This is a genomic window from Aeromicrobium phragmitis (assembly GCF_003674095.1).
GTDB lineage: Bacteria > Actinomycetota > Actinomycetes > Propionibacteriales > Nocardioidaceae > Aeromicrobium > Aeromicrobium phragmitis.
This window is the reverse complement of sequence record NZ_RDBF01000002.1, coordinates 66,974-87,867: the sequence shown is the minus strand read 5'-3', so window position 1 is coordinate 87,867 and position 20,894 is coordinate 66,974. Positions and strand designations below refer to the sequence as shown.

The window sequence follows — 20,894 nt, the reverse complement described above, 5'->3', positions numbered from 1 at the left end:
GTAAGGTTGAGGTCAACGCGAAGGAGAGTGATGTGTCCCACCGTGAATTGCGCAGCCACTCGTTGGGCCCCGGAGAGATCGCCCGGCGCACCGGCGTCGCGGTGTCGACCCTGCACTACTACGAGCGGGAGGGACTCATCGCCAGCGAGCGCACGGCGGGCAATCAGCGCCGCTACCACCGCGACATCCTGCGGCGCGTGGCATTCATCCGCGTCTCGCAGAGCGTCGGCATCTCGTTGACCCGTATCCGGGCGGCGCTGAGCACGCTACCGGAGGATCGTTCTCCCACGAAGACCGACTGGGCCAGGCTGAGCCGAGGATGGCGCGAGGAACTCGACGAACGCATCGCCGGGTTGCAACGATTGCGCGAGAAGCTCGATGGCTGCATCGGCTGCGGCTGTCTCTCACTCAAGTCCTGCAGTCTCTACAACCCCGACGACCGCCTGGCCGACGAAGGCCCCGGCCCCCGACGCATGCCCCCAGCCCGCGCGGGAAGGCACCCGGCGGAGTCGGTCGAGTAGCGAGGTCGCTCAGCGACCGACGACGGAGCCGTCGCACCTGGGGCATAGCCGCGGCGGAGCGAGACCAGCTTGCGTCATGGTCTCGATACGCTCCCTCGTCCCTCGGTCGCTACTCGACCACCTAACCACCGTGTAGGTGGTCGAGTAGGCCGGAGCCCTGCGGAGGCCGCATCGAGACCACGCCACCGCGGTGTAGGTGGTCGAGTAGGAAGGTCGCTCAGCGACCGACCGTATCGAGACCACGTTGCGCAAGCCGGTCTCGATACGCTCCCTCGTCCCTCGGTCGCTACTCGACCACCTCACCCGCCCGTAGGTGGTCGAGTAGGCCGGAGCTCTGCGGAGGCCGTATCGAGACCACGTTGCGTCGTGGTCTCGAGGCGCTCCCTCGTCCCTCGGTCGCTACTCGACCACCTAACCCGCCCGTAGGTGGTCGAGTAGGCCGGAGCTCTGCGGAGGCCGTATCGAGGCCACGTTGCGTCGTGGTCTCGATGCGCTCCCTCGTTTCGGGTCCTGCGGAGTTCAGCCGAGGTCGAGGGCGAGGAGGTCGTCCTCGGTCTCGCGGCGCAGCAGCAGACGCGCCTCGCCGTCGCGCACGGCGACGACGGCCGGACGCGGCACGTGGTTGTAGTTGTTGGCGAGTGAACGGCAGTACGCGCCGGTACCGGGGACCGCGAGCAGATCCCCCGGCGCGACGTCGGCGGGCAGGTACTCGTCCTTCACGACGATGTCGCCGCTCTCGCAGTGCTTGCCGACCACCCGGCTGAGCACCGGCTCGGCGGTCGACTCACGCGACGCGAGCGTGCACGAGTAGTCCGCGCTGTACAGCGCGGGGCGGATGTTGTCGCTCATGCCGCCGTCGACGGCGACGTAGTGCCGCGCACCGCCACCGTCGAGCGCGACTCGCTTCGTCGTGCCGATCTCGTAGAGCGTGAAGGTCGAGGGACCCGCGATCGCGCGTCCCGGCTCGATCGACAGGCGCGGAACCTCGACGCCGAGCGCCGCACACTCCCCCTCGACGATCTCGCGCATCCCGCGCGCGAGCGTCTCCGGACTGCTGGGGTCGTCCTGCGTCGTGTAGGCGATGCCGAAGCCGCCGCCCAGGTCGAGTTCGGGCGCGACCACTGAGAACTCGCGCGCGATCTGGGCGTGCAGCCGCAGCACCCGACGCGCGGCGACCTCGAAACCGTCGGTGACGAAGATCTGCGACCCGATGTGCGAGTGCAGGCCGAGGAAGTCGATACCGTCATCGGCCAGGATCTGGCGCACGGCTTCCATCGCGTCGCCGCCGGCGATCGAGAAGCCGAACTTCTGGTCCTCGTGCGAGGTCGAGATGTACTCGTGCGTGTGCGCCTCGACGCCGGCGGTGACGCGCACCATCACCGGTGCCCGTACCCCCAACTCCGTCGCGAGGGCACCGAGCCTGGCGATCTCCTCGAAGGAGTCGACGATGATCCGGCCGACACCGACCTCGAGCGCACGCCGCAGTTCGGCGACGGACTTGTTGTTGCCATGCATGCCGATGCGCTCGGGCGGGAACTCCGCGCGCAGCGCGACCGCCAGCTCGCCGCCCGTGCAGACATCGAGGCTGAGCCCCTCCTCGGCGATCCACCGAGCGGCGGCCACCGACAAGAAGGCCTTGCCCGCGTAGTACACGTCGGCCCCGGCGAACGCGTCGCGGAACGCGCGGGCGCGATGACGGAAGTCCTCCTCGTCGAGGACGTACAGCGGCGTACCGAACTCGCGGGCGAGTTCGTCGACGCGGACCCCCGCGACAGTGACCACGCCGTCGCTCTTGGCGACGTTCTCGGCCCACAGCGAGGGCACCAGGGCGTTGACGTCCTCGGGGTACCGCAGCCACGCGGGGCCTCGGTCTCCGGCCTGCCCGTGCAGGGCGCCTGCTTCATGTGCGCGCATCATCACATCCGATCGGGGGCCGAGACGCCGAGCATCGTCAAGCCGTTGGCGACGACCTGCCGCGTCGCCGCGACGAGGACGAGGCGGGCGCGGTGGACGTCGTTGGTCTCCTCGTCGCCCTGCGGCAGCACTCGGCAGGTGTCGTAGAACTTGTGGAACGCCGAGGCCGTGTCCTCGAGATACCGCGCGATCCGGTGCGGCTCGCGCAGCTCGGCGGCTTGGGCGACCACGCGCGGGAACTCCGCGAGCGAGCGCAGCAGATCGCCCTCGCGCTCCGTCGAGAGTTGCGAGGGATCGAACGCGGCCAGCTCGGACTTCAGTCCGAGGTCCGCGGCGTTGCGCACGATGGAGGCGAGCCGGGCGTGCGCGTATTGGACGTAGTAGACCGGGTTGTCGTTGCTCTTGCGCGTCATCTCGGCGACGTCGAGAGTCAGCGGCGAGTCGGCCGGGTAGCGGATGAGCGTGTACCTCAGCGCATCGACGCCGATGAGATCGATGAGCTCGCGCAGCGACACGATCGTGCCGGCGCGCTTGCTCAACTTGAGCTCCTGCCCGTTGGCGAGGATCTTGACCAGCTGACCGATGAGGATCTCGATCTGCTCGCCGGGCGTGTCGCCCACGCACGCGGCCATCGCCGACAACCGTCCCACGTAGCCGTGATGGTCGGCGCCGAGCAGGTAGAGGCACTGGTCGAAGCCGCGCTCGCGCTTGTTGACGTAGTACGCGGTGTCCGAGGCGAAGTAGGTGAGCTCGCCGTTGGAGCGGACGAGCACGCGGTCCTTGTCGTCACCGAAGTCCGTCGTGCGCATCCACGTCGCGCCGCCGTCCTCGAACAGCCGACCCTGCTCGCGCAGTCGCTTCATGCCGTGTTCCACGGCGTCGGACTCGTGCAGAGACCGCTCGGAGAACCACACGTCGAAGACGGTGCGGAACTCCTCGAGCTCGCTGCGCTGCTCGGCGAGCTGCATCGCGTAGCCCTCCTCGCGGAACGCCAGCAGCTGCTCGTCCTCAGGCAGCTCGAGGATTCCCGGATGCGCCGTGACGACCTGATCGGCGAGGTCGGCGACGTACGCGCCGTGGTAGCCGTCCTCGGGGGGCTCCTGGCCGAGAGCCCGGGCGCGCAGCGAGGCGCCGAACTTGTCCATCTGCGAGCCGCGGTCGTTGATGTAGAACTCGTTGATCACCTCGTTACCGGCGGCGCGAAGGACCCGCGAGAGCGCGTCGCCGACGGCGGCCCACCGGGTGTGGCCCAGGTGCAGCGGGCCGGTGGGGTTGGCGCTGATGAACTCGAGGTTGATCCGGCGGCCCGTCGACTCGTTCGCGTGCCCGTAGGCCTCGCCGGCCTCGAGCACGTGCCGTGCGACGTCGCCTTGCGCCCCGGCCGCCACCCGGATGTTGAGGAAGCCAGGTCCCGCGACTTCGGCGCCGGCGATGCCGTCGGACGCGCTGAGCCGGTCGGCGAGCAGTTCGGCGATCTCGCGCGGCGGACGGCCCGCCTTCTTGGTCAACTGCATCGCGACGTTGGTGGCGTAGTCGCCGTGCTCCTTGACCTTGGGTCGCTCGACGCGCACAGAGGCGGGGACGCCGTCGCTCAGCGTGAGCGAGGAGTCGTCGACGAGGGACTGCAAGGCGGCGACGATCGCCGCGGAAAGCTGGTCGGGAGTCACCGTCCCAGCCTACCGACGGGTCACCCGCGCTCGGCCCGTCGGTCGGCGATGACGCGCTCGATCGTGGCGACGAGCGCATCAGGATGGAACGGCTTGGTGACATAGGCGTCGACCCCGGCGCGTCCGGCGCGCGCGACGTCGTAGTGCTGGCCCTGGGTCGTGACCATCACGATGCCCAGTCCGCGGCACCGCTCGTCAGCACGGATACGCTCCACGGCGGTCACGCCGTCCATCCGCGGCATCATCATGTCCATCGTCACCGCATCGGGCAGCGGATCGCACGCGGCGAGCATGTCCAGCGAGTCCTGGCCGTCGAACGCCTCGATCACCCGATGGCCGGCCAACTCCAGGTTGGTGCGGATGAGGAAGCGGATCGACGGGGTGTCGTCGACGACGAGCACGGTGGCCACGGCACCACGCTAGCGGAGCATGCGGTAGGCTCGCTGACGCGATATCGGCCCCCGTAGCTCAGGGGATAGAGCACCGCCCTCCGGAGGCGGGAGCGCAGGTTCGAATCCTGCCGGGGGCACCCATGTGATGCCTCAGGACATCTGCAAGGTCCGAACCTACGGAAGTGGGTTCGGATCGTGTTTTTCTGGGGTTGGTCGTCGCGGCCGGTGTCGACGTTGAGCTCTCTGAGGTGAGGTCTTCGGTCGCCTTGACGGTGGGCCCCAGCGCAGCGTCTCGCTCGGCTGCATAGCGGGCTTCGACCTTGTCGACCCACGAGCGGTGGACGCCCCGTATCGGGTGGCGACGTCCGAGCGTCTCTGGTGCTCGACAAGCAGAGCAGTGACGACCAGACTGCCGGGGCGCCGAGGAAGCATCGAACGAGCGCCCACGGCCGCGCGCCACTAGCGTGCAACTATGGGGATTTTCAAGAAGGCCGGAGCGCTCGGCATCGCCAAGCTGGTCTACGACCAGGCTCGCAAGCCGGAGAACCAAGCGCGGCTCAGGCAGGCCGTCGACCAGGTCAAGGCCCGCCGCGACCGCGGTCGCCCGCGGTGAGGGAGAAGCACGCATCCCAGGGGTCGACCAGCTCGATGCCTGTCCGCGCGCAGTTCGCGAGGTCTCGCGCGTTGAACCCGGCGCTGCGGACTCGGCAGATCGCAGTCGTCTGAGCGTCGGCGCCCATCGACTGCTGCACGACTTCGCGTGCTCGTTCCGGGAGCGGGTCGACACCTCCGCGCTGCGCCGTATCGATGCGAGGACCGTCTTGGCGGCGGCGAACACGCCCGCGATGACGGCTCGAGGGCAACCCTTCGGGCGAGGCCGTCCCTCATTGGATGATGTCACCGCACCTGTCAGCCGATGCTGACGCTTTCGGGCTGCGGTGACTCGTCATCAACGCTCGTCTGGGGTGTGCACGTCGAGGCGATTCCGGTCGTTGCGCGTCTTGCGAAGGCTCGCGACGGTCGCCACAGCGATCGTCGCGCCGATGAACAGCAGCGAGAGCCAGATCGGCACCTCGGGGACCCAGAGCAGCGGCTCGCCGCCGTTGATGAACGGCAGTTCGTTGACGTGCAGCGCGTGCATGAGCAGCTTCACCCCGATGAAGGCGAGGATCACGGCGAGTCCTTGGGCGAGGTAGACCAGGCGTTCGAGCAGACCTCCGATGAGGAAGTACAACTGGCGCAGTCCCATGAGCGCGAACGCGTTGGCCGTGAAGACGATGTAGGCCTCCTGGGTCAGCCCGTAGATCGCCGGGATCGAGTCGACGGCGAAGACGAGATCGATGAAGCCGACGGCGATGATCGTGAGGAGCATCGGGGTGACGAACCGGCGGCCGCTCTTGCGGACGGTGAGGCGGTCCCCGTGGTACTCGTCCGTCACCGGCAAGTGGCGGCGGACGAAGCCCATGAAGCGACCCTGCGCCGGGTCGCTGTCGTCGTGGCTGACGGCCTGTCGGTAGGCCAGCACGAGCAGCAACGCACCGAAGAGGTAGAAGACCCACGAGAAGTTCTCGATCAAGGCGGCGCCCACCGCGATGAAGATGCCGCGAAGGATCAGCGCGATGACGATGCCGATCATCAAGACCTTCTGCTGGTAGATCTTCGGCACGGCGAAGCCGCTCATCACGATGAGGAAGACGAAGAGGTTGTCGACCGACAGCGCCTTCTCGGTGAGGTACCCCGCGAAGTACTCGCCGCCGTAGGTCCACCCGGAGACGGCCCCGATGCCGACTCCGAACAGCAGGGCGAGCCCGATGTAGAACGCCGACCAGCGGGCCGATTCGCCGATGGTGGGCTCGTGGGGCCGGCGGACGTGGGCGAAGAACTCGTAGACGAAGAACCCGATGGTGACCGCGATGGTGAGGGCCCAGATGGACGGCGTGATGTTCATGCGCAACTCCGAGAACTTGGCGTGACGATTGACGCCAAGGTCTTCCCCATCCCTGCTGCCAGGGACCGGAGGCCCGGGATGCGGCATGCACCCGTAATGACGAGCCGACCGTGTCGGAGTACTCCCCTTGGACTTCGCAGTCTAGAGGACAGCCTCACCGTGGCGGCGACGACCCGCTGTGCGGTCGCTCACGGGCTGGAGCCGCACTGCACTTGATAGGCAAGCCGTCGCTTGCCTATGGTGCGATGGTGGTCACGATCTTTCGCGCGCTCGACGACGAGACTCGGCGCCTCGTCCTGGACGAACTGGCGTCGCGCGACGGCCAGACGTTGTTCGAGATCTGCTCCACCCTCGCCACGCGTCACGGGCTCAGCCTCACCCGCCAAGCCATCTCCCAGCACCTCGGTGTCCTCGAGGAGGCCGGGCTCGTGATGACCGAACGGCGAGGGCGCTCCAAGTTCCACTACTTCAACCCCGCCCCGCTCGCCGAAATCACTCGGCGGTGGCCCATCCCCGAGAGGACGGATCCATGAGGATCGAACTCACCAGCCTGTTCGTCGACGACCAGCGCCGCGCGCTCGCCTTCTACACCGACGTTCTCGGCTTCACCAAGCGTCACGACATCTCCGTGGGCGACGACTTCTGGCTCACCGTCGTCTCGCCGCAGTCTCCTGAGGGACCGGAGCTGTTCCTCGAACCCGCCGACCACCCCGCCGTCAAGCCGTTCCGCGACGCGTTGATGGAGGACGGCATCCCGCTCGCGCAGTTCGCGGTCGACGACGTCGAGGCCGAATACGAGCGGCTGACCGGGCTGGGCGTGACGTTCACCCAACCCCCGACGGACGCGGGCGACGCCGTCGTCGCGGTCTTCGACGACACGTGCGGCAATCTCGTCCAGATCATCGCCATGAAGCCGGAGCGGGCGTCCAGCACCTGAGCCATCGGCCGAGGCCCCCTGGCAGGCTGGCGGGATGGACGACGACTTCCACCATCGCCTCGGCTTCTGGATCGCGTCGACGCTCTTCGTCGCCACCGTCGCCCAACTGCTCGTGGGGACGTTCGTTCCCGGCATCGAACGCTACGAGAACAAGGGGTTCGGATACCGGCTCGTGCTGAACAGCGCACTCATGCTGCTGGCACCGGTCACGTGGACGCTGTTGCGCCGCCGCCGGCCGCACATGGGTCCCGTGCCGTGGTGGCCCTGCGCGCTCATCGTCGCGTCGTTCTGCTTCGACGCCCTCGGCAACACACTCGACCTGTACGACTCGTGGGGCCGGTTCGACGACGTCAGCCACCTGGTCACCTGGTTCTTGCTGCTCTCGGGGATCGGGCTCCTCCTCGCCCGCACCGCCGTCGAGCCGAGGTGGGCGCTGGCCCTGATCGTCACCGGGCTGGGGGCAGTACTGGCCATCGCGTGGGAACTCGGCGAGTGGTTCACCTTCATTCGGCGTGGCATCGAACTCGACGGGGCCTACCAGGACACCCTTCTCGACCAGGCGCTCGGCCTGCTGGGCGCCGTCCTGGCCGCCGTGCTCGTCGACCACCGACGCACACGGAGCGTCCGAGATAAGGATGACGTCGCGTTCGGCTTGTGTCATCGAGCTGGACGACTAGCGTCGGCTGTAGGTCACCAACGACGAGGAGGCGACATGCCCACACGCACCGCACGCACCGCCTGGGACGGCGGAATTCAGGACGGCTCCGGGGAGGTCGAACTGAGCAGTTCGGGTCTCGGCACCTTCGAGATGTCGTTTCCCAAGCGATCGTCGGAGGACGGCGGTGGGACGACCAATCCCGAGGAACTCATCGCCGCCGCTCATTCGGCGTGTTACTCGATGCAGCTCAGCGCACTGCTCGGTGAGCGCGGAGCCACGCCGATCACTCTCCAGACGTCGGCCGATGTCACCCTCGGTCCCGACCCGGCGGGCGGCTTCCGTATCACCGCGATCGCCCTGCGCGTCCGAGGCGAGGTCGACGGCATCGATGAGAACGGCTTCCTCGAAGCAGCCGAAGAGGCCAAGGACACGTGCCCGGTCAGCAAGGCGCTCGAAGGCGTCGACGAGATGACGCTGGACGCCGCCCTCGAGACCGCTTGATCCACTGGAACGCCCGGCCGGCGCCGCCAAGCGCGTCGGCTGGGCGTCCCCGTCGACGCGGCTCGTCGCACCCGCGACACCGCTCGCCGATCCTCGGCCCGACCTGAGTGTCGACCTCTCCGCCACCGCGTTAGGCTTGACGGCGTCTCCACTCAAGCTCTCAGCACTTCCGGAAGAGGCGATTCAGGCCGTGGCCGAGTCCTCCACCACAGCGTCCAACTCCACCGGCGCTCACTCCCCCGACTTCGGAGCCAACGAATGGCTGGTCGAGGATATGTATGAGCGGTTCACCGAAGACCCGTCGTCCGTCGACGCCGAATGGGCGGAGTTCTTCCGCCGCGGTGGTTACACGGGCGAGAACGGGGCCGGGGGTGGCACCGCCGGTACCGCGTCTTCCAAGCCCGCAGCGAAGCCGGATCCGGCGGCCGAGACCGCTGCCGCCGCCAGCGCCCCCGTGAACCAGCCGGCCGACAAGACCGCCAGCGGTGAGCGTGCCCAGACGCGCGAGCCCGCGAAGGACACCGTCGTCACGCCGGCCAGCGACAAGAAGACGGAGCCCAAGGCTCCGGCCAAGCCGGCCGCCCCGGCCAAGAAGAGCGGCACCAAGAAGGCTGCGGCCGAGGAGAAGAAGCCGGTCGGCCCGGGCGAGGTCGAGCGGGTCACGCTGCGCGGCGCCGCCGCTCGGACGGCCACCAACATGGACCAGAGCCTGTCGGTGCCCACCGCCACCAGCGTGCGCTCCGTCCCGGTCAAGCTGCTGTTCGACAACCGCATCGTCATCAACAACCACCTCGCCCGCGCCCGCGGCGGCAAGGTTTCGTTCACCCATCTCATCGGCTACGCCGTGGTCCAGGCGATCAAGGCGATGCCGGAGATGAACACCGGCTTCGAATACGACGAGAAGGGCAAGCCGGTCCAGCTCAAGCCCGAGCACGTCAACTTCGGCCTCGCGATCGACCTGCAGAAGCCGGACGGTTCGCGCCAGCTGCTCGTTCCCAGCATCAAGGCTGCCGAGACCATGGACTTCGCGGAGTTCTGGCAGGGCTACGAGACGATGGTCAAGAAGGCTCGTGACGGCAAGCTGGAGGTCTCGGACTTCCAGGGCACCACCGTGAGCCTGACGAATCCCGGCGGCATCGGCACCAACCACTCGGTGCCGCGGCTCATGTCCGGCCAGGGCCTCATCGTCGGTGTCGGTTCGATGGAGTACCCGCCGGAGTTCCAGGGCGCTTCTGACCACACCATCGGGCAGATGGCCGTGTCGAAGATGATGACCCTCACCTCGACGTACGACCACCGGGTCATTCAGGGCGCGCAGTCCGGAGAGTTCCTGCGGCGCGTGCATCAGCTCCTGCTCGGCGAGGACGACTTCTACGACGACATCTTCCGGTCGCTGCGCATCCCCTACGAGCCCATTCGCTGGGCCCGGGACATCGCCGTCAGCCACGACGACGAGATCCATCGCCAGGCCCGCGTGCTCGAGCTCATCCACGCCTTCCGCGAGCGCGGCCACCTGATGGCCGACACGAACCCGATCGAGTACAAGATGCGCACGCATCCCGATCTCGACATCGCCTCGCACGGCCTGACGCTGTGGGACCTCGACCGCGAGTTCGCCACCGGCTCGTTCGGCAAGGCGTCGGGCAAGCCGCTCATGAAACTGCGCGAGATCCTCGGCATCCTGCGCGACTCCTACGTCCGGACCATGGGCGTGGAGTACATGCACATCCAGGACCCGGGCGAACGCGCCTGGTTCCAGGACCGCCTGGAACGCCCGCACGTCAAGCCGCCGCGCAGCGAGCAGCTGCGCATCCTGCAGAAGCTCAACCAGGCCGAGGCCTTCGAGGCGTTCTTGCAGACCAAGTTCGTCGGTCAGAAGCGCTTCAGCCTCGAGGGCGGCGAAACCGCGATCCCGCTGCTCGACGAGATCTGCTCGGCGGCTGCGTCGGACAAGCTCTCCGAGGTCTGCATCGGCATGGCCCACCGCGGCCGCCTCAACGTGCTCGTCAACATCGCCGGCAAGGACCCGGGCCAGGTGTTCCGCGAGTTCGAGGGCAACATCGACCCGCGGACGGTCCAGGGCTCCGGCGACGTCAAGTACCACCTCGGTGTCGAGGGCGAGTTCACCTCCTCCAAGGGTGACAAGGTCAAGGTCTCGGTGGCCGCCAACCCGTCGCACCTCGAGGTCGTCGACCCCGTCCTGGAGGGCATCACCCGCGCCAAGCAGGACCGCCTCAACATGGGCGAGGCCTTCCCCGTGCTCCCCGTGCTCATCCACGGTGACGCCGCGTTCGCCGGGCAGGGTGTCGTCGCCGAGACGCTCAACCTCTCGCAGTTGCGCGGTTACCGCACGGGCGGCACGATCCACCTGATCGTCAACAACCAGGTCGGCTTCACCACGAGCCCCTCGTCCTCACGCTCGTCGACGTACTCCACCGACGTCGCCCGGATGATCCAGGCTCCGGTGTTCCACGTCAACGGCGACGATCCCGAGGCCTGCATCCGCGTCGCGCAGCTGGCCTACGAGTACCGCCAGACGTTCCACAAGGACGTCGTCATCGACATGGTCTGCTACCGCCGTCGCGGCCACAACGAGGGCGACGACCCGAGCTTCACGCAGCCGCTGATGTACGACTCGATCGAGCGCAAGAAGTCGGTGCGCAAGCTGTACACCGAGGCGCTAGTCGGCCGTGGCGACATCACCCTCGAAGAGGCCGAAGAGGCGCTGAGCGACTACCAGAAGCGACTCGAGGCGAACTTCGCCCGGGTCAAGGAGTCCTCGGACCTTCCGGACTACACCCGGATCCCGGAGTACCCGGAGAAGCCGTTCGAGAGCGGCTACGTCACCGCGATCACGCCGGAGGTCCTCAAGGCTGTCGCCGACGCGTACACGAACGTGCCCGAGGGCTTCACGGTCCACCCGAAGGTCGCCCCTCAGCTCCAGCGCCGTGCGCAGTCGATCACCGCAGGCCCGATCGACTGGGGCACCGGCGAGATCATCGCGATGGGCTCGCTGCTGCTCGAGGGACGCCCGGTCCGCTTGGCCGGTCAGGACTCGCGCCGCGGAACGTTCTCCTCACGATTCGCCGTCATCATCGACCGGCACACGGCGGACGAGTGGACCCCCCTCTCGCACGTGAGCGAGGACCAGGGCACGTTCTACATCTACGACTCGCTGCTGAGCGAGTACGCCGCGCTCGGCTTCGAGTACGGCTACTCGGTGGCACGTCCCGAAGCGCTCGTCATGTGGGAGGCGCAGTTCGGCGACTTCGTCAACGGCGCCCAGTCGGTCATCGACGAGTACATCTCCTCGGGCGAGACCAAGTGGGGCCAGAAGTCCGGCGTCGTGCTGCTGCTCCCCCACGGCTACGAGGGCCAGGGCCCGGACCACTCGTCGGGTCGCATCGAGCGGTTCCTGCAGCTCGCGGCGAACGACGAGATGCGCATCGCACAGCCCTCGACGCCGGCGTCGTACTTCCATCTGCTGCGTAAGCAGGCTCTGGAGGCCGACCACCGACCGCTCATCGTGTTCACGCCCAAGCAGCTGCTGCGTCGCAAGGCCGCCGCGAGCCAGCCGGAGGAGTTCACCAGCGGCGAGTTCCGACCCGTTCTCGGCGACACGACGGTCGACCCGGGCAAGGTCGAGCGCGTGCTGCTGACCTCGGGCCGAGTCGCCTACGACCTCATGGACGAGCGTGACAAGCGGGAGAAGGACCAGTCCCGTACGGCGATCGTGCGCGTCGAGCAGCTCTACCCGCGTCCGGCGGAGCAGCTGCTGGCCGAGGTCGAGCGATTCACCGGCGCCAAGGAGATCCGCTGGGTGCAGGACGAGCCGGAGAACCAGGGCCCGTGGCCGCACATGGCGCTCCACTTCGGTGACGCCTTCGGCGACCTGCCGTTCACGGTCGTGTCGCGGCCCGAGTCGAGCACCACGGCGGTGGGTTCGCACGCGGTCCACGTGACCGAGGCTCGCGACCTGATGGACCGCGCCTTCGCCTGATCGGAGCGGCCGTGTACTTCACCGATCGCGGTATCGAAGAGTTGGCCGCCCGCCGGGGAGACGAGGACGTCTCCCTGGCGTGGCTGGCCGAGCAGCTCTCGACCTTCGTCGACCTCAACCCGGAGTTCGAGGTCCCTGTCGAGCGGTTGGCCACCTGGCTCGCCCGCCTCGACGACGAGGACGAATAGAACGGCGGTGGCGTTCGAGGAGTGGCCGGTCGTCCGCGTCACGTGCGGCGAACCGTGGCCTGCGGACTGGTCGGCCCGGATTCCCGCGGTGCGCCATCTCCTCGCGCACGGGCTCGAGCTCGGCCCCGGCGTCACGTTCCTCGTCGGCGAGAACGGCTCGGGAAAGTCGACGCTCGTCGAGGCGATCGCGGCCGCCTACGGCCTCTCTCCCGAAGGCGGCAGCACGCAGGGTCATCACCAGACGCATCGCAGCGAGTCAGCGCTCAGCGACTCGCTGACGCTGCACCGTGGCATCGGCGCGCCGCGGTGGGGATTCTTCTTGCGGGCCGAGACGATGCACGGCTGGTACACCTATCAGGCCGACGAGGCACGGGGCGAGAACTTCCACGCGATGAGCCACGGCGAGTCGTTTCTCGAGGTGGTGCGTCAGCGCTTCACCTCACCCGGCTTCTATGTTCTCGACGAGCCTGAGGCTGCCTTGTCGTTCTCGTCGACGCTCGCGCTGCTCGGGGCGTTCCACGACCTCGTCGACGAAGGCGCGCAGATTCTGTGCGCGACGCACTCCCCGATCCTCGCATCGCTTCCCGCCGCGACCCTCCTGGAGACGGGCCCGTGGGGTCTGCGCGAGACGAGATGGAAAGATCTCGAACTCGTCCAGCACTGGCAGGAGTATCTCGCCCGACCGGAGCGATACCTGCGCCATATCCTCGAATAGACGCCGCCCTCACCGGGTCTCGATACGCCGCTCGCAGAGCTCGCCGCTACTCGACCACCCACAGCCGACCAGCTGGTCGAGTAGGCCCGAGGAACGAGGGCCGTATCGAGACCACCACCCGGTCTCGATACGCCGCTCGCAGAACTCGCCGCTACTCGACCACCCACAGCCGACCAGCAGGTCGAGCACGCCCGGACTCCCCATAGCTGGTCGAGTAGGCCCGAGGAACGAGGGCCGTATCGAGACCACCACCCGGTCTCGATACGCCGCTCGCAGAGCTCGCCGCTACTCGACCACCCACAGCCGACCAGCTGGTCGAGCACGCCCGGACTCCCCATAGCTGGTCGAGTAGGCCCGAGGAACGAGGGCCGTATCGAGACCACCACCCCGGTCTCGATACGCCGCTCGCAGAACTCGCCGCTACTCGACCACCCACAGCCGAGTACCGAATCGAGGCCGCTCCCGGACTCTCGTCAGCGGGTGAGGACGATCTTGCCGAAGACGTCGCCGTCGATCACGCGCTGGAGGCCCTGTGCGGCGTCCTCCATCGCGATCTCGCTGTCGATGAGCGGGCGGGTCTCGGTGACCGCGAGGAACTCGGCCAGCCGCCGCAACTCCTCCCGCGTGCCCATCGTCGAACCGTGAACGCGCATCTGCTGGAAGAAGATGCGGGTCAGTTCGGCCGCCTTGGGAGCGTCACCGGAGGTCGCGCCGGCGATGACGAGCGTGCCGCCGGGACGCATGGACTTGATCGAGTGCGACCACGTGGCCGCCCCCACCGTCTCGATGACGGCGTCGACCTTCTGCGGGAGCCGAGCGCCGGACTCGAAGGCCTCGTGCGCACCGATCTCCAGCGCTTGCGCGCGCTTGTCCTCGTCGCGGCTCGTGGCGAAGACGCGGAAACCGGCTGCCCGCGCCAGCACGATCGCTGCGGTCGCCACGCCACCGCCCGCACCCTGGATGAGCACGGCGTCGCCGGGATTGAGGTCGGCCTGGGTGAACAGCATGCGGTAGGCCGTCAGCCACGCCGTGGGCAGGCACGCGGCCTCGCCCATCGACAAGCCGGCGGGCTTGGGCACGACGTTGCGCCGCGGCACCGCCACCTTCTCGGCGAAGGTGCCCGGGTACCGCTCCGAGAGCAGCGAACGCCGAGGGTCGAGGGTCTCGTCGCCGCTCCACGACGGATCGGAGATCACCGCGTGGACGATCACTTCGTTACCGTCCTCGTCCAGGCCGGCGGCGTCGCAGCCGAGGATCATCGGCAGCGACTCCTCGCGCAGACCGACCCCCCGCAGACTCCACACGTCGTGGTGGTTGATCGAGGCGGCCTTGACGGTGACGGTGGTCCAGCCCTCGGGGACCTCCGGCTCGGGCCGCTCCCCCACCACGAGGCCCTTCAGGGGGTCGTCGGGGTTGATGGCGTCGGCGTAGACGGCGAACATGCTTCTCCTGTCGGACAGTCAGTACGGACGTCGGGCGAGGCCCTCGCGGCGCGCCGTGTCGGTGACGGCGCGCGCCACGACCTGCGCCACACGCGGATCGAAGGGCGACGGGATGACGTAATCCTCCCGCAGCTCATCACCCACCAGGTCGGCGAGCGCCGTGGCGGCCGCGAGCTTCATGCTCTCGGAGATCGCCGTCGCGCGCACGTCCAGGGCGCCGCGGAAGATGCCGGGGAACACCAGAACGTTGTTGATCTGGTTCGGGAAGTCCGATCGGCCGGTGGCGACGACGCGGGCATGGCGCCGCGCCACGTCGGGGTGCACCTCCGGGTGCGGGTTGGCCATCGCGAAGACGATGGCGTCGTCGGCCATCTGCGCGACCGCCGACTCCGGCACCGTACCGCCGGACACACCGATGAAGACGTCGGCGCCCACGAGCGCATCGGCACAGCTGCCCGCCGACGCCCACGGAGCGCAGAAGTCCGCGAGCCAGCGCTTGATCTCGGTCAGGTCGTCACGCTCCGGGACGAGCACACCGGCTCGATCGACGACGCTGATCTTGCGCACCCCGGCCGCCCGTAGGATCTTCGCGATCGCCACGCCGGCCGCGCCGGCCCCGGAGATCACGACCTTGAGCTCGTCGAGATCGCGGTCGGTGAGGCGGGCGGCGTTGATGAGCGCCGCGAGCGTGACGACGGCGGTGCCGTGCTGGTCGTCGTGGAAGACGGGGATGTCGAGCCGCTCGATGAGGCGCCGCTCGATGTCGAAGCAGCGGGGCGCGGCGATGTCTTCGAGGTTGATCCCACCGAAGGACGGGGCGAGCCGCACGATCGTCTCGACGATCTCGTCGACGTCGGTGGTGTCGAGGGCGACCGGCACCGCGTCGACGCCGCCGAACTGCTTGAACAGCACGGCTTTGCCCTCCATCACCGGCATGGACGCGGCGGGGCCGATGTCACCGAGCCCCAGAACCGCGGTGCCGTCGGTGACGACGGCGACCGTGTTCGAAACCCACGTGTACTCGTGGGCCAGTTGCGGGTCCGTCGCGATCGCTTCACAGACTCGGGCCACACCCGGCGTGTAGGCCAGGGAGAGGTCGGCGGCATCGCGCAGCTCGACCGTCGAGGAGATGGCCATCTTGCCGGCGCGGTGCAACGCGAAGACCGGGTCCTCGTCATCGGGCAGCGTCATGTCGATGTCGGCGGATTCGAGTGGGGTGAGGTCTTGGGCGACCATGCGGCACTTCCTTGAACGCGTCTACGTGGAACGTGGAGGCGGTCACCGATCCGGCGGCCGGTGCGGCGCTGAGGGGCCGCGGAGAAGGCAAGGGGTGGAGCCGCGGTCAGTCTCTCACAGCGTCATTCCTCGTCGATGGCCAGGCTCATGGCGCGTCGCCCGGGTCCGGACAGGAGGCAACCCAGCACGATCACGGCGGTCACGACGAGAAGCGGCTGCAACCACGTCACCACGGAATCCTCTGCTCCACGCAGGTTCCACGCCAGGCCGAGCGCGATCAACTGGGCGACCAGCACCGGGCCGCGGGCGCCCTGGCGTGCGAGTGCGACGCCCGCTGCGGCGGCGAGGAGCCCCGCACCCAGGACGATGAGGACCACCGCGATCCCGATGCCCAGGCCGAGGCGATCGTCGCCGAGATGTGCGAGATCGGCGACCGCGAGCACCACCAGGGCGAGACCCTGGAGACCGCTCACGAGCCCGGCGATGCCCAACAGGAGACGACCGGCAGAGGTGTCCGACACCGGGCCAGGGTAACGACGCGCTTCTCGTGTGAGGAAACCGACACCCGTCATCGGCCCGTAACTCTTGTCATGTATGGGAAACCTTGCGAAAGTAGACAGCGAATGCCGTCGGGCCCTGGGGGTCTGCCCCATTCCATCCACGATAACTGCCATTTGGGAAGGAGCGTCCTCATGGACTGGCGCCACCGTTCCGCCTGCCTGGACGAGGATCCCGAGCTCTTCTTCCCCATCGGCACCACCGGCCCCGCGATCATGCAGATCGAGGAGGCCAAGGTGGTCTGCCGCCGTTGCGATGTCCGCGAACAGTGCCTGCAGTGGGCGCTGGAATCCGGTCAGGACCACGGAGTGTGGGGAGGCCTGAGCGAGGATGAGCGCCGCGCTTTGAAGCGTCGTAACGCGCGGGCCCGCATTCGGACCGCGTAACCTCAACCGCTGAGCCCCGGGTGCCTTTCGGCCCCGGGGCTTCGTCGTGTCCGACGGGTCAGTGCACGTCGAAGGTGATCGTGGCGGTCGCTCCGCCGACCGGAGATCGCTCGAACGCGAGCGATCCGCCCAGTTCCCCTTCGACCAGGGTCGACACGATCGACAGCCCCAGACTGCTGGTGGCGTCGAAACCGGCGGGCAGCCCGTTGCCGTCGTCGCTCACGCGCAGCCGTAGCCGGTTGCGGATGCGGTTGACCGCGACGGTCACCCGGCCGGACCGACGCCCCTCGAAAGCGTGCTCGACGGCGTTCTGCACGAGTTCGGTGACCACCATGGCCAATGAGGTCGCCGCGTCGCCGGGGATGCTCCCGAACGAGCCGATCCGTTCGGCTCGTACCTCCACCCCGTCGGCGAACTCCGGGATCGTGCGCAGCAGCGTGTCGGCGATGTCGTCGAAGGCGACGGTCTCGTCGAAGGACTGGCTGAGGGTCTCGTGGACGAGCGCGATGGACCCGACCCGCCGCTCGGCCTCACGCAGAGCCTCCTTCGCTTCCGGCACGTCGAGCCGGCGGCTCTGCAGGCGCAGCAGCGCCGCCACGGTCTGCAGGTTGTTCTTTACCCGATGGTGGATCTCGCGGATGGTCGCTTCCTTCGAGACGAGTTCGCGTTCGCGGAGCCGCAACTCGGTGACGTCGCGCAGCAGCACCAGGTAGCCCTCGCGGGCGCCCCCGTAGGTGAGCGGGATGATGCGCATCAGCAGCGAGGCTTCGCGCCCCTCGATCTCGGCCGCAGACTCCGCGGGCCCGAACATCGTGGCGAAGCTCCGGTCGGTGGGCCGGCGTTGCAGGAGGCCGGTGGTGATCGCGATGAGATCGCGGCCGACGAGGTCGCCGGCGAGTCCGAGCCTGCGGTACGCCGACAACGCGTTGGGACTGGCGTACGTCACGGTGCACGCGGCGTCCGTGCGCACCAGACCGTCCCCGACCCGCAACGAGTCGGCGATGTCGGACCGGTCGCCCCCGACGGGGAACTGCCCGTGCCGGACCATCTCGACGAGCACGCCGCTCGTCTGCAGGTACGCCTGCTCGAGGGCGCTCGGCGAACGCTGCGCTTCGCGGTATCGCCGCTGCGTGATGATGCCGATCGGCTCGTCGGCCCCTCCGACCTCGATGACGTCGATCAGCACGACGGTGCCGTCGTGCAAGGTCTCCTCCGCAGCGAACCCCTGCCGCGGGACGAAGGTGCCCACGACGTCCTCGAGCAGCGTGGTCGGCCCGGTGGTCGGCCGGATCTGGGCGGCCGCCCACCGGCCCTTCTTCTCCGCGTCCGGCAACCAGAGGACGAGATCGCAGAAGGCGAGGTCGGCGATGATCTGCCAGCTGCCCACGAGTGCCTGGAGCCGCTCGACCTCCGCAGCGCCGAGCGCCGTCTGCGAATCTGCGATGTCGTCCAACGTGGGCACGGCGCCAGCCTAGTCCCCGCGCTCGGGCCCCGAGTTGAATGACTCCGCGCCCAACGACTCGGCGCGAACGCGCGAGTGTCACCGAACGCGGGGCACGGTGGCGACCGGCCAGTAACCTACGTCACATGACGAGCGACGAGAACGCCTTCCCCGAGCCCAGCGGCCCGCACGGCGGCCACCACGCCCTCGAGATCGCCAAGGCCCACGGTGTCGAGACGATGTTTACCCTGTCCGGCGCGCACGTGTTCCCGATGTACGACGCCGCCGTGAAGTCCGACGACCCCATGCCCATCATCGACGTGCGCCACGAACCTTCAGCGGTCTTCGCCGCCGAGGCGATCGGCAAGCTGACCCGCACTCCCGGTCTCGCGGTCCTCACTGCCGGTCCGGGCGTGACCAACGGCGTCAGTCCGGTCGCTCAGGCCTACTTCTCGGGGTCCCCCCTCGTGGTGGTCGGCGGGCGCGCACCGGCGGCCACGTGGGGCGCGGGCACGCTGCAGGAACTGGATCACCCGCCGATCTTCGAGACCATCACCAAGTCCGCGCGCACGGCGGGGAGACTGGCACAGATCGCACCGGTCGTGGACCAGGCGTTCACCGACGCCGGCTCGTCCCATCGTGGCCCGGCGTTCGTCGACATCCCGATGGACGAGTTCTTCAACAGCGGCCCGATCGAGCACCGGTCCACCGGTGGGGCGATGACGCCCGTCGAGCCCGACGGCGACCGGATCACGCAGATCGCCGCGCTGCTGGCACGTGCCGAGCGACCGGTCATCATCCTCGGTTCGGACGTCTGGTCCGACCACGCCGAAGAGGCAGCGCGACGGTTCGTCGAGGAGGCCGGCGTTCCCGCGATCGCCAACGGCATGGGCCGCGGCGTGCTGCCCGGCGGACACGAACTGCTCGTCACCAAGGCCCGCTCGCGCGCGCTCGGCACGTGCGACCTCGCCGTCGTCGTCGGCACGCCCCTGGACTTTCGACTCGGCTTCGGCCGGTTCGGTGGCAAGGACGGCGCGCCCGCGGCCACCACCGTGCACATCGCCGATTCGCCCGGCCAGGTGTCGACGCATGCCGAGCTCGGTGCGTCGGTCGCCGGCGACCTGACCCAGGTCTTCGACGGGCTGCTCGCCGCGCTGCAGGCGCAACCGGCCAAGCCGGATTGGACGGTGTGGGCCAGCGACCTCCAGGCGCAGGTCGCCGCGGCCGTCGAGCGCGACGCGGCGCTCCTCGGCGCGGAGGCCGACCCGATCCATCCGGCCCGGATCTACGGCGAACTGCTTCCGCGACTCGCCGACGACGCGGTGGTCATCGGCGACGGCGGCGACTTCGTGTCGTTCGCCGGCAAGTTCGTGGAGCCGAAGCGCCCGGGCGGCTGGCTCGATCCGGGCCCGTACGGGTGCCTCGGTGCCGGACTGGGCGCCGCCATGGCCGCCCGGATCGCCCGGCCCGACAGTCAAGTGGTCGTGCTGTTCGGCGACGGTGCCGCCGGCATGTCGCTCATCGACGTCGACACGCTCGTGCGGCACAACCTGCCGGTGGTCATGGTCGTCGGCAACAACTCCGCGTGGGGACTGGAGAAGTCACCGATGCAGATGCTCTACGGCTACGACGTCGCGGCCGATCTCGCCCCGCAGACCCGCTACGACCAGGTGGTCACCGCGCTCGGAGGCGGCGGCGAGATGGTCACCGATCCCCGCGAGATCGGACCGGCGCTCGACCGCGCGTTCGCGTCCGGCATCCCCTATCTCGTCAACGTCATGACCGACGTCAACGCGCAGTACCCGCGGGCCACGATGGGCGTCTGAGCACCACCTCCACGCTCGAACGGAGGCAGCCATCGGCGGTGTCGGGGCGCCGTGCCACGATGATCGATGTGATCACGATCGAGGTGCGGCGGCCCGACGCTGCCGAGCTTCACGCTGCCGGTCGGCTCACCGTCGCCGCCTACGTCGCCGACGGGCACCTGGAACCCGGCGACGACTACGGCGACTGGCTGGCCGATACCGCCGCCCGGGCCGACGACGTGGTCGTCGCTACGGCCGGCGACGAGGTCCTCGGAGCGGTCACGTGGTGCCCGCCCGGCTCACCGCATCGCGAGGTCGCGCAGGCCGACGACGAAGGCGAGTTCCGGGCGCTCGCCGTCGATCCAGAGCATCGCGGGCGTGGCGCAGCGCGCGCCCTCGTCGAGGCCTGCCTGCAGCGTGGTCGCGAGCTCGGCCTGACCAGCGTCTGGTTGTGCTCCCTGGCCGAGATGACGAAGGCGCACCGGCTCTATGAGTCCCTGGGTTTCCAACGAGCGCCCGAGCGCGACTGGGTACCGCACGACGCTCCTGATCTCGTGCTCCTGGCGTTCTGCCGCACGCTGTAGC

19 protein-coding genes and 1 tRNA gene are annotated in these 20,894 nt (G+C 68.7%); 12 read left to right on the top strand and 8 right to left on the bottom strand.

Annotation, left to right across the window (positions count from 1 at the left end; translation table 11 throughout):
- Positions 1-32: 32 nt before the first annotated feature.
- Positions 33-521: a redox-sensitive transcriptional activator SoxR gene (gene soxR / locus D9V41_RS03290; RefSeq protein WP_208006720.1), complete on the top strand. Its 489-nt coding sequence runs from the start codon at positions 33-35 to the stop codon at positions 519-521.
- 519 nt (positions 522-1,040) lie between these two features.
- Here the strand turns inward: soxR and lysA are convergent.
- The 3 genes from lysA to D9V41_RS03275 are packed head-to-tail and all read right to left on the bottom strand — an operon-like array spanning position 1,041 to position 4,512.
- On the bottom strand, positions 1,041-2,438 hold the full coding sequence (lysA, locus tag D9V41_RS03285) for a diaminopimelate decarboxylase (RefSeq protein WP_208006719.1): 1,398 nt from the start codon (positions 2,436-2,438) through the stop codon (positions 1,041-1,043).
- Positions 2,438-4,102, bottom strand: a complete 1,665-nt coding sequence (gene argS, locus D9V41_RS03280) for an arginine--tRNA ligase (RefSeq protein WP_121793111.1) — start codon at positions 4,100-4,102, stop codon at positions 2,438-2,440. Before argS ends, lysA begins: the two co-directional genes overlap by 1 nt.
- 20 nt (positions 4,103-4,122) lie before the next feature.
- Positions 4,123-4,512, bottom strand: coding sequence for a response regulator (locus D9V41_RS03275; RefSeq protein WP_121793110.1), 390 nt, complete (start codon positions 4,510-4,512; stop codon positions 4,123-4,125).
- A gap of 47 nt (positions 4,513-4,559) precedes the next feature.
- On the opposite strand from D9V41_RS03275, the gene D9V41_RS03270 reads away from it, so the two are divergent.
- A tRNA-Arg gene (locus D9V41_RS03270) sits at positions 4,560-4,631 on the top strand.
- A gap of 335 nt (positions 4,632-4,966) precedes the next feature.
- On the top strand, positions 4,967-5,107 hold the full coding sequence (locus D9V41_RS17705; RefSeq protein WP_166375898.1) for a hypothetical protein: 141 nt from the start codon (positions 4,967-4,969) through the stop codon (positions 5,105-5,107).
- Between the two features lie 336 nt (positions 5,108-5,443).
- Here D9V41_RS17705 and D9V41_RS03265 read toward each other — a convergent pair whose 3' ends face one another.
- Complete coding sequence (locus D9V41_RS03265) at positions 5,444-6,442, bottom strand: TerC family protein (protein ID WP_121793109.1); 999 nt, start codon at positions 6,440-6,442, stop codon at positions 5,444-5,446.
- A 248-nt stretch (positions 6,443-6,690) separates the two neighbouring features.
- Here D9V41_RS03265 and D9V41_RS03260 point away from each other — a divergent pair, with 248 nt between their 5' ends.
- The 6 genes from D9V41_RS03260 to D9V41_RS03235 all read left to right on the top strand — a co-directional run bounded on the left by D9V41_RS03260 (position 6,691) and on the right by D9V41_RS03235 (position 13,441).
- The gene (locus D9V41_RS03260; protein WP_208006718.1) at positions 6,691-6,975 is read left to right on the top strand and encodes an ArsR/SmtB family transcription factor; all 285 of its coding nucleotides are present in this window, start codon (positions 6,691-6,693) and stop codon (positions 6,973-6,975) included.
- A complete protein-coding gene (locus tag D9V41_RS03255) occupies positions 6,972-7,379 on the top strand; it encodes a VOC family protein (protein WP_121793108.1) in 408 nt (135 codons plus the stop codon). Before D9V41_RS03260 ends, D9V41_RS03255 begins: the two co-directional genes overlap by 4 nt.
- Before the next feature lie 34 nt (positions 7,380-7,413).
- Entirely contained in the window at positions 7,414-8,538 is a 1,125-nt protein-coding gene (locus D9V41_RS18575) for an OsmC family protein (protein WP_279432329.1), read from the top strand.
- A 190-nt stretch (positions 8,539-8,728) separates the two neighbouring features.
- Positions 8,729-12,538: a multifunctional oxoglutarate decarboxylase/oxoglutarate dehydrogenase thiamine pyrophosphate-binding subunit/dihydrolipoyllysine-residue succinyltransferase subunit gene (locus D9V41_RS03240; protein ID WP_121793107.1), complete on the top strand. Its 3,810-nt coding sequence runs from the start codon at positions 8,729-8,731 to the stop codon at positions 12,536-12,538.
- An 11-nt stretch (positions 12,539-12,549) separates the two neighbouring features.
- Positions 12,550-12,726: a DUF6104 family protein gene (locus D9V41_RS17700; RefSeq protein ID WP_166375897.1), complete on the top strand. Its 177-nt coding sequence runs from the start codon at positions 12,550-12,552 to the stop codon at positions 12,724-12,726.
- 7 nt (positions 12,727-12,733) lie between these two features.
- The gene (locus D9V41_RS03235) at positions 12,734-13,441 is read left to right on the top strand and encodes an AAA family ATPase (protein ID WP_121793106.1); all 708 of its coding nucleotides are present in this window, start codon (positions 12,734-12,736) and stop codon (positions 13,439-13,441) included.
- Positions 13,442-13,914: 473 nt separating this feature from the next.
- On the opposite strand, the gene D9V41_RS03225 is transcribed toward D9V41_RS03235, so the two are convergent.
- From D9V41_RS03225 to D9V41_RS03215, 3 genes are all read right to left on the bottom strand, one after another.
- On the bottom strand, positions 13,915-14,883 hold the full coding sequence (locus D9V41_RS03225) for a zinc-binding dehydrogenase (RefSeq protein WP_121793104.1): 969 nt from the start codon (positions 14,881-14,883) through the stop codon (positions 13,915-13,917).
- An 18-nt stretch (positions 14,884-14,901) separates the two neighbouring features.
- Entirely contained in the window at positions 14,902-16,119 is a 1,218-nt protein-coding gene (locus D9V41_RS03220; RefSeq protein WP_121793103.1) for an NAD(P)-dependent malic enzyme, read from the bottom strand.
- 122 nt (positions 16,120-16,241) lie between these two features.
- Positions 16,242-16,640, bottom strand: a complete 399-nt coding sequence (locus D9V41_RS03215) for a hypothetical protein (RefSeq protein WP_121793102.1) — start codon at positions 16,638-16,640, stop codon at positions 16,242-16,244.
- Positions 16,641-16,811: 171 nt separating this feature from the next.
- Here D9V41_RS03215 and D9V41_RS03210 point away from each other — a divergent pair, with 171 nt between their 5' ends.
- Positions 16,812-17,063 carry a WhiB family transcriptional regulator gene (locus D9V41_RS03210; protein WP_121793101.1) on the top strand — a complete coding sequence of 84 codons (252 nt, stop codon included), beginning with the start codon at positions 16,812-16,814 and terminating at the stop codon, positions 17,061-17,063.
- Positions 17,064-17,121: 58 nt separating this feature from the next.
- Here D9V41_RS03210 and D9V41_RS03205 read toward each other — a convergent pair whose 3' ends face one another.
- On the bottom strand, positions 17,122-18,525 hold the full coding sequence (locus tag D9V41_RS03205) for a sensor histidine kinase (RefSeq protein WP_121793100.1): 1,404 nt from the start codon (positions 18,523-18,525) through the stop codon (positions 17,122-17,124).
- A 125-nt stretch (positions 18,526-18,650) separates the two neighbouring features.
- On the opposite strand from D9V41_RS03205, the gene D9V41_RS03200 reads away from it, so the two are divergent.
- Both D9V41_RS03200 and D9V41_RS03195 read left to right on the top strand, forming a co-directional pair.
- The gene (locus tag D9V41_RS03200; RefSeq protein WP_121793099.1) at positions 18,651-20,330 is read left to right on the top strand and encodes an acetolactate synthase; all 1,680 of its coding nucleotides are present in this window, start codon (positions 18,651-18,653) and stop codon (positions 20,328-20,330) included.
- A 59-nt stretch (positions 20,331-20,389) separates the two neighbouring features.
- Entirely contained in the window at positions 20,390-20,893 is a 504-nt protein-coding gene (locus tag D9V41_RS03195; RefSeq protein ID WP_208006717.1) for a GNAT family N-acetyltransferase, read from the top strand.
- The last annotated feature ends 1 nt before the right edge of the window (position 20,894 follow it).